We start from the raw sequence: 13,277 nt of genomic DNA, 5'->3' as shown, positions 1-13,277 counted from the left end.
ATGAGAATGTTTAATTGTATATACAAGCTCGCCGTTTCACTCGCATTCGTGGCTGTCAGTGTGTCAGCACATAGCGAAGAGTCTGAAGTGAACAGCATGGATCCCTATGCTATGGTGGAAACCGTTGCCAATAATACCTTTGACAGATTTCATCATGATATTGCCATTATTGAGACCAATCCTGACCACCTTAAGGTGATAGTATCGGATGAGTTGATGCCTTATATCGATACGAAATATGCCTCTTACAAGGTGATGGGAACGTATTTAAAGCAGACAAGTAAAGATCAACGTAAACGGTTTGTTGAAGCGTTTAAAGGTTACCTAATCTCGACTTATGCGCAGGCATTTACTGAGTACACCGATCAAAAGGTGAGTTTTGCTCGAGCAGCGGATTTCAGTAAAGAGAAAATGGTTAATGTGGACGTACAGATTGTCGATGTGGGTCGACCACCGATTAAACTTCAATTCAGAGTTCGTCGTCTTAAAGACGGTAGCTGGAAGGCGTTTGATCTTGTGGCAGAGGGCGTAAGCTTACTGGCATCGAAAAGTGCAGAGATTTCGAACTTGATCCGTCAAAAAGGAATTGAAACGGTGATCACTGAACTTGAGGAACGCACTAAAACGTCAATCCAGCGTGCGTCGGATAAGCAGGCTTAAATGGTCGATTTTATTCAGCAAGGCGCAGTGTGTCAGATTAGCGGGCGCTTGTCCCAAGCAGAAGTGCCAGCACTGTGGCAACAGAGACACTCACTATTAAATAAAGGCGTAGAGACCATCGATCTCTCCACACTCTCATACAGTGACAGTGCCGGAATCGCCTTTATTTTGGAGTTGATGAGTTTAGCAAGAACTGAGAAGCGCAGCTTAAGCTTCGTTTCTCCTTCAAAGCAACTCTCAAAACTAATTGATTTATATGATTTAGAACTCTTCTTCAGCGAAGAAGCCAAACAAGGTAGATAGATACATGAATTCTAACGAAACAGAACAAGTTAACGACGAAGCTGCAAAACTTAAAGAGATCGAGCAGTTGTTATTGAATGCACTTTCATTAGATGAAGTTCATGTGACTCAAGCCGGTACCCATTATAAAATCGTCGCCGTCGGTGAATGTTTTGACGGCATGGGACGAGTAAAGCAGCAGCAGACCATTTACGGACCATTAATGGATCGTATCACTAGCGGTGAACTGCATGCGCTAACGATCAATGCTTTCACGCCGACACAATGGAAGCGTGAAAAAGTATTTAACATGTAATCTGAGAGTTAAAGTGGATAAATTAAAAATTGAGGCAAGCAAAGCGCTTGCCGGTAATGTTGTAATATCGGGCGCTAAGAATGCCGCACTGCCTATTTTAATGGCGGGTGTTTTAGCTGAAACCGATTTTATTGTAAGCAATGTACCCAATCTTAGAGATGTGAATACCAGTTGCGAATTATTGCGTTGTCTTGGTGCAGAAGTGACCCGCACTGATAACAGTGAAGTGCGTATTTCAACGGCCTCGCTAAATAACTTTTGCGCGCCTTATGACTTAGTTAAAACCATGCGTGCATCGATCCTAATTTTGGGTCCTTTGCTAGCTCGCTTTGGTACCGCTGATGTGTCGCTGCCTGGTGGTTGTGCCATCGGTGCGCGTCCTGTGAATCTTCACCTTCAAGGTTTAGAGCAGATGGGCGCAAAGATTGAAGTCGAAGAGGGCTATATCAAGGCTCGAGTTGACGGTCGTCTTAAAGGCGCGCATATCTTTATGGATATGATTAGCGTTGGCGCGACTGAAAACTTACTGATGGCTGCCACACTTGCCGAAGGTGAGACGGTCATTGAAAATGCTGCTCGTGAGCCTGAAGTGGTCGATTTAGCAAATTGTTTGATTGCCATGGGCGCTAAAATTGAAGGTGCTGGCACTGACTCAATTCGTATTCAGGGTGTGGAATCTTTGCAAGGTTGTCATTACCGTGTGATGCCAGACAGAATCGAGACTGGCAGCTTCTTAATTGCAGCAGCAGTAACGCGGGGCAAAATACGTTGTGTTGATGCTGATCCTTCGACCCTTGAAGCGGTACTGGCTAAGCTTGAAGATGCTGGCGCAACGATCACCACGGGCAGCGATTGGATTGAGCTGGATATGCAAGGTAAGCGTCCTCAGGCTGTCAATATAAAGACAGTACCTTATCCAGGTTTTCCGACTGATATGCAGGCGCAGTTCTGTTTGTTGAATGTGTTAGCTGAGGGAACCTCAACGATCACTGAAACCATATTCGAAAACCGCTTTATGCATGTGCCTGAGCTTATCCGTATGGGCGCAAATATGGAGCTGGAAGGGAATACTTGTATCATCCAAGGCATAGAGAGACTTAACGGTGCTCAAGTGATGGCAACGGATTTGAGAGCTTCTGCGAGTTTGGTTATTGCAGGCTTAGTGGCCGATGGCACAACCATTGTCGATCGTATTTATCATCTTGATCGTGGCTATGAACATATCGAAGATAAGTTCAAAGGCTTAGGTGGACAAGTTGTTCGTGTAAGCTAACAACTATTTATTTAAGATTTAACGTGAAAGCCACTAGTTGACCTAGTGGCTTTTTGTTTTAGCGGTAAACACTATTCGGCATCTTCAGCCACATTTTCACCTATCGTCACTGGCACATCATAGACCTTACCTTTACGGATAATGGTCATTGTGACTTGTTGATTAGGTGTTGATTCGGCAATTCTGTCCATCAGCATCTCAACACCAGGAACAAGTTCACCTTCAAATTTGGTGATGACATCTCGGGGTTGTAATTGAGCTTTTGCGGCTGGGCCGTTAGGGTCAACTGCCGTGATAACCACACCAGCCAGATCCGGCAGGTTGAGAATTTGCGCTATCACAGGTCCAACAGGTTCCCCTGTTATACCCAGCGCACCACGTATGACGCGTCCATCTTTAATCAGTTTACCCATAATGCTATGGGCTAGTTTGATTGGAATTGCGAAGTTAATGCCATGACCGCCACCTTCACCACCGACCTGAAAAGCGGCGGTATTGATCCCGATAAGTTGACCGCTGGTGTCAATAAGCGCCCCACCTGAATTACCGGCATTAATGGCAGCATCAGTTTGTAGAAAATCTAAGTAACCAGAACTTAAGCCATTACGCCCCGTTGCGCTGATAATGCCTTGAGTAATGGTTTGCCCTAAGTTGTAGGGATTACCAATGGCTAAGACGACATCGCCGACCTGGGCTGGTGCACCTAAGTTTACCGGCACGATAGGGAGTGTATTCCCCTCAACCTTCACTTCAACTTTCAGTACAGCAAGATCGGTAACCGGATCGGAACCTACCACTTCAGAGGTGAATTTGCGGCCATCCTGTAGCGCGACAACAATCTCATCGGCTTGCTTGATAACATGATAATTGGTGAGGATGTAACCCTCTTTGCTCATGATGACGCCAGAGCCCAGACCTTGAAGCGATCCAGAATTTAGCGGTTGATTGCGATTAACACTCAGGCTGTAGATGTTTACAACTGCTGGGGCTGCTCGTCTGACGGCTTTAGAAAAAGAGAGTTCAAAACCGTTATCACCACGTTTTTGGAAAAAGAGGTCTGAAGAGTTATTGGTGAGCAGTGGAGTGACGAAAAGAAAAACTGCAGCCATGATAAGGCCAAAAGTGACTGCCTTAGCGACGTATAATAATGTGTCTTTTATAGCCATATTTGAGAGAGTTAAGCAAAATTTGCATTAGATTAACACGATTGTACTTAATAAGCATGAGAGGATTGACGGCTAACATCGAGTGATAACCGTCAATCTTTAGTTTTATCTTAGGACTAAGAAAAGACTGTTATTACCGCGTTGTACTTTCAGTGCCACCGTACCTTGCTGCTCTTTAAGCTTAGCTTTAAGCGCGCTGAGATCATCGATAGAATTGCGGTTTACGCCGACAATGATGTCGCCTTTTTGTAAGCCGCTAGCCGCAGCGGGTGAGTTTTGTGCAAGATCAGTGATTTCGACACCATCATCGCCATTTTCAAGTGTCGCCCCTGCAAGCATTGGGTGTACAGCTCCGGCTGAGGTTTCAGTGGTTTGGCTAGCTTCGCCAAGTGTTGCTGATACTGTTTTTGAATCACCATCGCGGATCAAGCCAAATTTAACTTTAGCGCCCGCGCCCATTGTGGCGACTTTTGCACGCAACTCTTGGAAGCTCTTAATTTTACGATCATTAACACTGACGATGATATCACCAGCCTTGATGCCAGCTTTATCGGCAGCACTATCTTCCATGACCTGATCGACAAAACCACCATGTTGCGTATCGAGTCCAAACGCCTGTGCAAGCTCGTTAGTTAAATCTCTACCAGACACGCCGAGTACGCCGCGGCGCACTTCACCATGCTCAATAATTTGGTCGACTAAGTTATTGACCATATTAGCGGGAATTGCAAAACCAATCCCCACGTTACCGCCACCGGGGGCGACAATCGCAGTGTTGATACCGATAAGGTCGCCATTAAGATTAACTAAGGCGCCGCCAGAGTTACCGCTGTTAATCGCTGCATCGGTTTGAATAAAGTTCTCAAGCATCTCGATACCTAAGCCGCTACGGCCCATGGCACTGACAATACCTGATGTAACGGTTTGTCCAAGACCAAAGGGGTTACCGATAGCAACAGCAAAATCACCGACTCTAAGCTCGTCTGAATCAGCACGTTTTACGGCAACTAAGTTTTTGGCCTTAATCTGTAGCAGTGCAATGTCAGATTCAGCGTCGGCACCAATCAGGGTTGCTTCAACTTCTCGACCGTCATGAAGACCAATCAAGATCTCATCAGCACCTTCAATCACATGGTTGTTGGTGACGATATAGCCTTTTTTAGCATCGATGATCACACCTGAGCCAAGTCCACGAAAAGGACGCTCCTGAACTTGTTCTTGTGGCGCATTAGGGCCAAAGAAATAACGAAAGGCATCAGGGATTTTCTGTTTAGATACGTGGGTGCCTTCAACTGCAACAGCAACAACCGCTGGAGTTGTTCGCTCTAGCATAGGGGCGAGGCTTGGAATGGCATCGCCATTAACAGAAATAGGGATCGCTGCTTGAGAGATGGCTGGAGTCAAAGTAAGAGAGACCGTTAACAGGGCGGCTGAGAGTAAGCTTAATTTCGTTTTCATCAATTCATGGCTCCAATGTCAGATATGGATATGTGATCACCTAGGAATATTAAAGAATATTAATGCTTTTTCAAGCAGTGATCACAGATCAATTATTACAAAGTCCGACCTAATCAATGTAATGAAAGTTCACCTTTATTAACAAAGATTAATGATTTTGATTCACTATAATGATGCTGTCAGTCTCTTGTTCGTCTAGCAGGTGCTCTTTATCGTCTAGTGCGTTGGCGTCTTGCTTTGTCTCTTCGGCCTTATTGGCACCAAAAGTGGCCAAAGGCTTAAGACTGTTTTTGGGTGCTAATGTGTTAGCGGCTTCATTCCACTGCTTGTTGACCTTATTGAGCTGCTCAGTAAGCTCAGCAAGTTGCTGATAATGATCTTCAAAATGGTCGGTGACTTCTTGTTTATGCTGACTCAGCTCTAAACGCGTTTGTTCCAGTACTTCATCTTTGCCATTTGACTCAGTATTCTTGGCAAAAATAGATCTGATCACATAACCTAAAACGATACCTAATATAAAAGTGGCAACAACTAACGGCCATTCCATAGATGAATCCTCTGTATTTTTCATCGAAACTGATGATTGAAACAATATTAACATTGGTGATTCTTGGCATGATACCATTTAGACGAATTTTTAAGATAGAAGAGATCATTAGACGTGCCCCATCTAACGCCTTGGCAACATTACCAGCAAGACCTCACCCGTGATGATTTTTCCCCTGATCCGGCGCAAGAGCAAGCAGTAAAAAGTCTGCAACGGGTTTTTGATGAGATCCAACATCTAAATAGTAAACCTGCAGGTCTGAGTAAGTTTTTCTCTTTTCTCGGTGCCAAGGCGCAAACCGTTCAAGGCTTGTATCTGTGGGGAGGGGTTGGGCGTGGTAAAACCTATCTGATGGATACCTTCTATGATTCACTCCCTGGAGATAAAAAACTCAGGGCTCACTTTCATCGTTTTATGCATCAAGTGCATCTCGACCTCGATAATTTAAAGGGGCAAAGAGACCCGCTGCTTGTTATTGCTAAACAGATGTCAGAAAAATATCAGGTCATCTGCTTTGATGAATTTTTTGTTTCGGACATTACCGATGCCATGTTACTGGGCACCTTATTTCAAGCATTATTTAAAGAGGGAGTCGCGTTAGTCGCAACCTCTAATATCATTCCCGATGAGTTATATCGCAATGGCTTGCAGCGCGCTCGATTTTTGCCAGCGATTGAATTAATTAATAAAAACTGCCAAGTGTTAAATGTTGATTCAGGTATCGATTACCGATTACGTACCTTAGAACAAGCGGAGATTTATCATTTCCCCCTTGATACTCAGGCTGATAAAAACCTGCTTAGTTATTTTGAAAAATTAGCACCAGAGTCAGAAGTTTCAACGGCCGAAATCGATATTGATGGACGTAATATTGCCATTAGACAACAAGCTCAGGGCGTGTTGCTGATTAATTTCAGAGATTTGTGTGATGGCCCCAGAAGTCAGCGCGATTATATGGAACTGGCGTGTCTCTACCATACGGTGTTACTCAGCGGCGTAGAGCAGATGGGAGATAAGCTGACTGGGGATGATATTTCACGCCGGTTTTTGGCGATGGTGGATGAGTTTTATGAACGTAATGTTAAGCTAATCCTCTCTGCTGAAGTCTCCCTTGAAGATATCTATATCCAAGGTTTATTGACCTTTGAATTCAGACGCTGTCGTTCACGGTTAACGGAGATGCAGTCCCATGATTACCTCGCTTTAGAGCACCTTCCGTAACATTAAAAACGGGGCTGTTGACCACTGTTATGAATGAGATAACGGTAAAGATCGATTTAAATTACCTACATTGTAAAAATTAGGTGATTTTTAGCTCAGCTTTGTCTATAATCCGCCACCTGCCCTCGTTACTCCGTCTATATGATGGAAGTTGTAAAGCCTAATTCTTTGCTCGAAGGGGCGGGGAATGGCACTATTTGTGTTTTATCAAATAATTGATAGAGCATTTGAGACAGAATTTTAACATTGGGTTTTTGTAAAATGAAGACTACTTTTACTGCTACACCAGAGACAGTCACTCGCGAGTGGTTCGTCGTCGACGCTGAAGGTAAAACTTTGGGTCGTATCGCTACTGAAATTGCATCACGTCTACGTGGTAAGCACAAGCCAGAGTATACGCCTCATGTTGACACCGGTGACTACATCATCGTTATTAACGCTGAGAAAGTTACTGTTACTGGTAATAAAGCGAAAGGCAAAGTGTACTACTCGCATTCGGGTTTCATTGGTGGTATTAAGCAAATCACTTTTGAAAAGTTGCAAGCTCATAAGCCTGAAATGATCATCGAGAAAGCGGTTAAGGGTATGTTACCTAAAGGTCCTTTAGGACGTGCCATGTTCCGTAAACTTAAAGTTTACGCTGGTACAGAACATAACCACGCTGCACAACAACCTCAAGTTCTTGATATCTAAACGGGATTAAGCTAATGGCTGCAACTCAGTACTACGGCACAGGCCGTCGCAAAACATCTACAGCTCGCGTATTTGCGAAAGTAGGAACTGGTAACATTATTGTTAACAAGCTTCCTCTTGATCAATATTTCGGTCGTGAAACTTCTCGTATGGTTGTTCGTCAGCCACTTGAGCTAGTTGAAATGACTGACAAGTTAGACATCGTTGTTACTGTAAAGGGCGGTGGTAACACTGGCCAAGCAGGCGCAATACGTCACGGTATTACCCGTGCGTTGATGGAACTTGATGAGTCACTACGTCCATCTCTACGTGCTGCTGGTTTCGTTACCCGTGATGCTCGTAAAGTTGAGCGTAAGAAAGTTGGTCTACGTAAAGCACGTCGTAAGCCACAGTTCTCTAAGCGTTAATTTTCGCTTTCAGAATACAAAAAACCCAGCTTATGCTGGGTTTTTTATTGCCTGAAATTTATATCATTCTGAATGGTTTTGGCTAAAATATGCAAAAGTCGATACAGATTGTTTACTATTAGGAACTCACTATTATGTCTTTCCAGTTAATCATGCTTGCACTAGGGATCGTGCTTATTATTGAAGGGATTGGGCCGCTTTTGTTTCCTAATCGTTGGAGAGCATATTTGAAAGATATTTCGAATCAAAATCAGCAGCTTCTGCAACGTTTAGGTGGTGGTTTAGTAACCGCTGGTGTGGTTTTGTTGATTATTTTTTCATAAATGACTTGCCTACCGCCCCTATAGATCTGCTAAAATCCCGTTTTAACCACTACCGTGCAGCAAATAATGGGCAAAAACGTCGTAGTTCTCGGCACCCAATGGGGTGACGAAGGAAAGGGTAAGATAGTCGATCTACTTACCGAACAGGCAAAATATGTTGTTCGATACCAAGGTGGCCACAATGCGGGTCACACTCTTGTCATCGACGGCGAAAAAACCGTTCTCCATCTTATTCCATCAGGGATCTTACGCGATAATGTAAAATGCATTATTGGTAACGGTGTGGTGCTTGCACCAGACGCGCTGATGACAGAGATCAATATGCTTAAAGAGCGTGGAGTTCCTGTTGAGGAACGTCTACTTATCTCTGAAGCATGTCCACTCATCCTTCCATTCCATTGTGCTCTAGATGTTGCCCGTGAAAAAGCTCGAGGTAACAAAGCTATTGGTACAACGGGTCGTGGTATCGGTCCTGCTTATGAAGATAAGGTTTCACGCCGCGGTCTTCGTGTTGGCGATCTGTTTAACGCAGAGCTATTTGCAGAGAAGCTAAAAGAGGTGATGTCTTATCACAACTTTATGCTAACCGAATACTACAAGTGTGATGCAGTCGATTACGAAGAGACATTGAAAGATGCGCTCGCTATCGCTGATTACCTGAAGAGCATGTGTGTTGACGTTACTGAACTTCTTGATCAGGCACGTAAAGCTGGTGAGCCAATTCTATTTGAAGGCGCACAAGGCACATTGCTTGATATCGACCACGGTACTTATCCGTTTGTAACTTCTTCAAATACTACTGCAGGTGGTGTTGCGACAGGTTCTGGATTTGGCCCACGTCACCTAGACTACGTCTTAGGCATCATGAAGGCTTACACCACACGTGTTGGTGCAGGTCCTTTCCCAACAGAGTTGAAAGACGAAATTGGTGATTATCTTGGTGTTAAAGGTCACGAGTTCGGTGCGACTACTGGTCGTAAACGTCGTCCAGGTTGGTTAGACGCTGTAGCAATGAAGCGTGCGGTACAGATTAACAGTATCAGTGGTTTCTGCCTGACTAAGCTAGATGTTCTAGACGGTCTTGAAGAAGTTAAGATCTGTGTCGGTTACCAATATCCAGATGGCACTGTCGCTACAGTGACTCCACTTGCAGCCGAAGGCTACGAGATGGTGACACCTGTACTTGAAACAATGCCAGGCTGGAGTGAAGTGACTGTCGGTGCGACATCTTTAGAGCAACTGCCACAAGCAGCTTTGAACTATATCAAGCGTCTTGAAGAGTTACTCGATACGCCAATTGATATTATCTCAACGGGTCCCGATAGAAACGAGACCATGATTCTGGTGAATCCGTTTAGTTAATTGTTTAGAGGCCGCGCAAGCGGTCTTTTTATGTCAGGAACATTTATGAAGATTTACTAGGGATGGATATAAATCTTCTTTATGTCAGGAACATTTATGAAGATTTACTAGGGATGGATATAAATCTTCTTTATGTCAGGAACATTTATGAAGATTTACCAGGGATGGATATAAATCTTCGTTATTGCTTTGTTTACGTGTTAATAGAGAGAAATTTAGTTGCCCTTAAGAAATGGGCTATACTGCCGATGACCTATTAAGGATAGGGAATGGTAAGTATGGATGATATAAAGTACTTAATATTTTAGAGTGTTTTATCTCATCGCTACTTACATAGATAATATTTTTGTGGGAAAAGCCATGTTAAGAAAAGAGTTAATAGGTTTTATAGCAAATTTGCCACGGTCTGCATTTATTATGCTGCTGACACTCGTGACTCCTTTGCCAAGCCATGCTGAAACTGAGGCTGTAGATATCTATAGCCAAGAGCAGTTAATTGAGCTTATTCGCAGTAAACAGTATCTTGCCCGTGTAGTAAGCGATGACTGTCAGTTAGTTCAGGATATTGAAGCCAGAGCCGAAGTGTTGAAACAGCCACTTTATCAATATCTCTGGGGCGAAATGTTGAACTATGGCACATGCGTGAAAGCCAATCCTCAGAGGGGAATGGCCTTAATGAGAGACGCTGTGGCTCAAGGCAGTGCCGAAGCCATGGTGAGAATTGCCGAATACTATTACCATGGTACGTTTGTATTCCAAGATAAAAATCGCGCCGTCCAGTATGTGTTACCTGCTGCGGCCAGTGGTGATCTACCCGCTCGCGTGTTATTAGTGAGACTGTTTGGTGAAGGGTATGGTAGCTACAGAGATTTTGAAACGGGATACCACTGGCTATATAACGGCATATTTAGCGATGAGGCGACCAAAAAAGAAGCCTACGAATTATTGAAGGTGCTTGAACAGAAAATACCGCCTAGCATCGTTGCCAGGATCAAGTTGGAGCACCTGAAATCCCGATAATTAATACAATTTTATTTGTATGACCTAGATAGAGTTCTAGGTATGAATTTGAGATATTGAATGATCAAAGATCCGCATTTAAAGCGTGAACAACAAAATTATGAAAACCCTATTCCTAGCCGCGAGTATATTTTAGATTACTTGCGCTCTGAAACATCACCCCTTAACCGTGAACGAATAGCCGCAGCACTCAAGCTTGAAGGTGAAGAACAGCTTGAAGCATTAAGACGTCGACTTCGCGCTATGGAGCGTGACGGTGAGCTAGTGTTTACCCGTGGTCAATCTTATGGGTTGCCAGAGAGAATGGACCTGCTAACCGGCACCATCATAGGGCATAAGGATGGCTTCGGCTTCCTGAAGCTTGAAGAGGGCGGTGATGACCTCTTTATTAATAACCGTGACATGTTGATGTACTTCCATGGCGATAAAGTGCTGGCGCAAAAAGCTGGTGTTGATCGCAAAGGACGTCGCGAAGCCAGAATAGTACGTTTAGTTGAGCAAAGAGCTGCGGCGCTTGTAGGGCGCTTTCATCTTGACTCTGGTATGGCATTTGTTATTGCCGACGACAGACGTATTACTCAAGAAATTTTGATCCCAGATGAAGACCGAAATGGTGCTCGTCAGGGAGATATCGTTGTGCTTGAACTGACTCGCCGCCCAGGCCGTTATGTCAAAGCCGCAGGTAAAGTGACTGAAGTACTCGGTCAGCAGATGGCGCCAGGCATGGAAATTGAAATTGCGCTGCGCAATTACGATCTGCCTCATACCTGGTCTAGCCTTATTGAGAAAAAGCTACGTGCTATTCCCGATGAAGTGACCGAAGAGGATAAAAAAGGTCGTGTCGATCTGCGTGATCTGCCTTTAGTGACCATTGACGGTGAAGATGCTCGCGATTTCGATGATGCGGTTTATGCTGAAAAGAAAAAAAGTGGCGGCTGGCGTTTATGGGTTGCTATCGCTGATGTGAGCCATTACGTGCGCACAGAGTCTGCACTCGATAAAGAAGCTCGCGCTCGTGGTAACTCAGTATATTTCCCATCGCAAGTGATCCCAATGCTTCCCGAGAAAATCTCTAACGGATTATGCTCATTGATGCCAGAGGTTGATCGCCTATGTATGGTGGCTGAGATGACCATCTCTGCTGCGGGTAAACTGTCGGGTTATAAGTTTTATCCTGCTGTGATGCACTCTCATGCTCGTCTAACTTACACTCAAGTTGCTGATATGCTTGAAGGTGGAGAGGTGAGTGATAAGCTTAAGCCGATATTGCCACATCTTCAGGCTCTGCAATCTTTGTATCTGACCCTTGATGAAACTCGAGCTGAACGTGGTGCGATTGCATTTGAAACCACCGAAACTAAATTTGTGTTTAATGCGGATCGTAAGATCGACAGCATTGTGCCGAGCACTCGTAATCAAGCCCATAAGATCATTGAAGAATGCATGATCTTAGCGAACGTTGCCTCGGCAAAGTTCGTTAAAAAGCATAAGGGCGAAGTCCTTTATCGAGTGCATGAGTCACCATCAGAGCAGAAACTCACGAACTTCAAAGATTTCCTTAAAGAGCGTGGCTTGACGATGGATGGCGGCCTTGATCCAACGCCTAAAGATTATCAGGCTATCATGGAGAAGATTGCTGACAGACCGGATGCTGAACTGATCCAGATTATGCTGCTCAGATCCATGAAGCAGGCAACATATACGCCAGATAATGAAGGTCATTTTGGTTTAGCGCTAGAGGCATACTCTCATTTTACTTCGCCAATTCGTCGTTACCCTGATCTTATTTTGCACCGTGTCATCCGTTATCTATTAGCGAAAGAAGCCGGTGAAGGAAAAGAGAAGTGGACACCGGATGGCGGCTATAACTATCAACTCGAAGAGTTAGATTTGTTAGGTGTTGAGTGTTCAACCACTGAACGTCGTGCAGACGAAGCAACCCGTGATGTGAGTGATTGGCTGAAATGCGAATTTATGCAAGATCACGTTGGTGACACGTTTGAAGCTGTGATCGCTTCAGTGACTCACTTCGGTATGTTTGTTCGTTTAGATAAGCTATTTATCGACGGCTTAGTGCATATCTCAAGTCTAGGCAGTGACTACTTCCAGTATGACAATATGCGTCAGCGTCTTGTGGGTGAAGCCTCAGGTCAAATCTATCAGCTTGGTGATGCCGTTACCGTTAAGGTCGCAGGTGTTAACTTAGATGATCGTCAGATAGAGCTGATGATGGCGGGTGAAGAGGGTAAATCCAAACGTCCAAGCCGTGGCAAGAAGCCAATGACTGCTAGAGAGCGTGTGAATGCCGAAGGCGCCAAGTTAGGCAAAGCGGAAAAAGGTGATAAGCCTAAGCGACGCGGTTCTCGCTCAAAAGCGGGAGCAGGTAAAGCCTCTGGTGAAAAGAGCAAAGATTCAGGCAAAGCGAACCCAAGTGGTGGAGCAAAGAAGTCAGGCACGAAAACAAAATCGGCAGCTAAGAAGTCGAAGGCTAAAAAGCCTTCAGCAAAAAAGAGCACGGCCAAAAGCAAAGCTAAGTAATAGAGATAGTC

At 44.5% G+C, this 13,277-nt stretch carries 14 protein-coding genes; 11 read left to right on the top strand and 3 right to left on the bottom strand.

The window, feature by feature from the left end; genetic code table 11:
• From FN961_RS02470 to murA, 4 genes are read left to right on the top strand one after another with little or no spacing between them, the layout of a single operon-like run.
• Entirely contained in the window at positions 1-660 is a 660-nt protein-coding gene (locus FN961_RS02470; protein ID WP_143562958.1) for an MlaC/ttg2D family ABC transporter substrate-binding protein, read from the top strand.
• Positions 661-963 (top strand): STAS domain-containing protein, encoded by a 303-nt coding sequence (locus FN961_RS02465; protein WP_143562957.1) that lies wholly within the window; start codon positions 661-663, stop codon positions 961-963. It begins immediately after the preceding gene.
• A 4-nt stretch (positions 964-967) separates the two neighbouring features.
• Positions 968-1,258 carry a BolA family protein gene (locus FN961_RS02460; protein WP_143562956.1) on the top strand — a complete coding sequence of 97 codons (291 nt, stop codon included), beginning with the start codon at positions 968-970 and terminating at the stop codon, positions 1,256-1,258.
• A gap of 13 nt (positions 1,259-1,271) precedes the next feature.
• Positions 1,272-2,531: a UDP-N-acetylglucosamine 1-carboxyvinyltransferase gene (murA, locus tag FN961_RS02455; protein ID WP_143562955.1), complete on the top strand. Its 1,260-nt coding sequence runs from the start codon at positions 1,272-1,274 to the stop codon at positions 2,529-2,531.
• Positions 2,532-2,602: 71 nt separating this feature from the next.
• Here murA and degS read toward each other — a convergent pair whose 3' ends face one another.
• From degS to FN961_RS02440, 3 genes are all read right to left on the bottom strand, one after another.
• Positions 2,603-3,697, bottom strand: coding sequence for an outer membrane-stress sensor serine endopeptidase DegS (degS, locus tag FN961_RS02450; RefSeq protein ID WP_143562954.1), 1,095 nt, complete (start codon positions 3,695-3,697; stop codon positions 2,603-2,605).
• A gap of 105 nt (positions 3,698-3,802) precedes the next feature.
• Positions 3,803-5,155 carry a Do family serine endopeptidase DegQ gene (degQ, locus tag FN961_RS02445; RefSeq protein WP_143562953.1) on the bottom strand — a complete coding sequence of 451 codons (1,353 nt, stop codon included), beginning with the start codon at positions 5,153-5,155 and terminating at the stop codon, positions 3,803-3,805.
• A 148-nt stretch (positions 5,156-5,303) separates the two neighbouring features.
• A complete protein-coding gene (locus tag FN961_RS02440; protein ID WP_143562952.1) occupies positions 5,304-5,702 on the bottom strand; it encodes a ZapG family protein in 399 nt (132 codons plus the stop codon).
• Positions 5,703-5,816: 114 nt separating this feature from the next.
• On the opposite strand from FN961_RS02440, the gene zapE reads away from it, so the two are divergent.
• The 7 genes from zapE to rnr all read left to right on the top strand — a co-directional run bounded on the left by zapE (position 5,817) and on the right by rnr (position 13,266).
• Positions 5,817-6,923: a cell division protein ZapE gene (zapE, locus tag FN961_RS02435; RefSeq protein ID WP_143562951.1), complete on the top strand. Its 1,107-nt coding sequence runs from the start codon at positions 5,817-5,819 to the stop codon at positions 6,921-6,923.
• A 261-nt stretch (positions 6,924-7,184) separates the two neighbouring features.
• Positions 7,185-7,616 (top strand): 50S ribosomal protein L13, encoded by a 432-nt coding sequence (gene rplM, locus FN961_RS02430; RefSeq protein ID WP_013049718.1) that lies wholly within the window; start codon positions 7,185-7,187, stop codon positions 7,614-7,616.
• Positions 7,617-7,630: 14 nt separating this feature from the next.
• Complete coding sequence (gene rpsI, locus FN961_RS02425) at positions 7,631-8,023, top strand: 30S ribosomal protein S9 (RefSeq protein ID WP_143562950.1); 393 nt, start codon at positions 7,631-7,633, stop codon at positions 8,021-8,023.
• Positions 8,024-8,157: 134 nt separating this feature from the next.
• Complete coding sequence (locus FN961_RS02420) at positions 8,158-8,346, top strand: DUF2065 domain-containing protein (protein WP_143562949.1); 189 nt, start codon at positions 8,158-8,160, stop codon at positions 8,344-8,346.
• A gap of 66 nt (positions 8,347-8,412) precedes the next feature.
• Positions 8,413-9,708 (top strand): adenylosuccinate synthase, encoded by a 1,296-nt coding sequence (locus tag FN961_RS02415; RefSeq protein ID WP_143562948.1) that lies wholly within the window; start codon positions 8,413-8,415, stop codon positions 9,706-9,708.
• 417 nt (positions 9,709-10,125) lie between these two features.
• Positions 10,126-10,728, top strand: a complete 603-nt coding sequence (locus FN961_RS02410; protein ID WP_280525008.1) for a tetratricopeptide repeat protein — start codon at positions 10,126-10,128, stop codon at positions 10,726-10,728.
• Between the two features lie 60 nt (positions 10,729-10,788).
• A complete protein-coding gene (gene rnr / locus FN961_RS02405) occupies positions 10,789-13,266 on the top strand; it encodes a ribonuclease R (RefSeq protein WP_143562946.1) in 2,478 nt (825 codons plus the stop codon).
• The last annotated feature ends 11 nt before the right edge of the window (positions 13,267-13,277 follow it).

This window comes from Shewanella hanedai (assembly GCF_007197645.1).
Taxonomy (GTDB): domain Bacteria; phylum Pseudomonadota; class Gammaproteobacteria; order Enterobacterales; family Shewanellaceae; genus Shewanella; species Shewanella hanedai.
The sequence above is the reverse complement of the archived record's forward strand: the minus strand, read 5'-3'. Positions and strand labels throughout refer to the sequence as shown.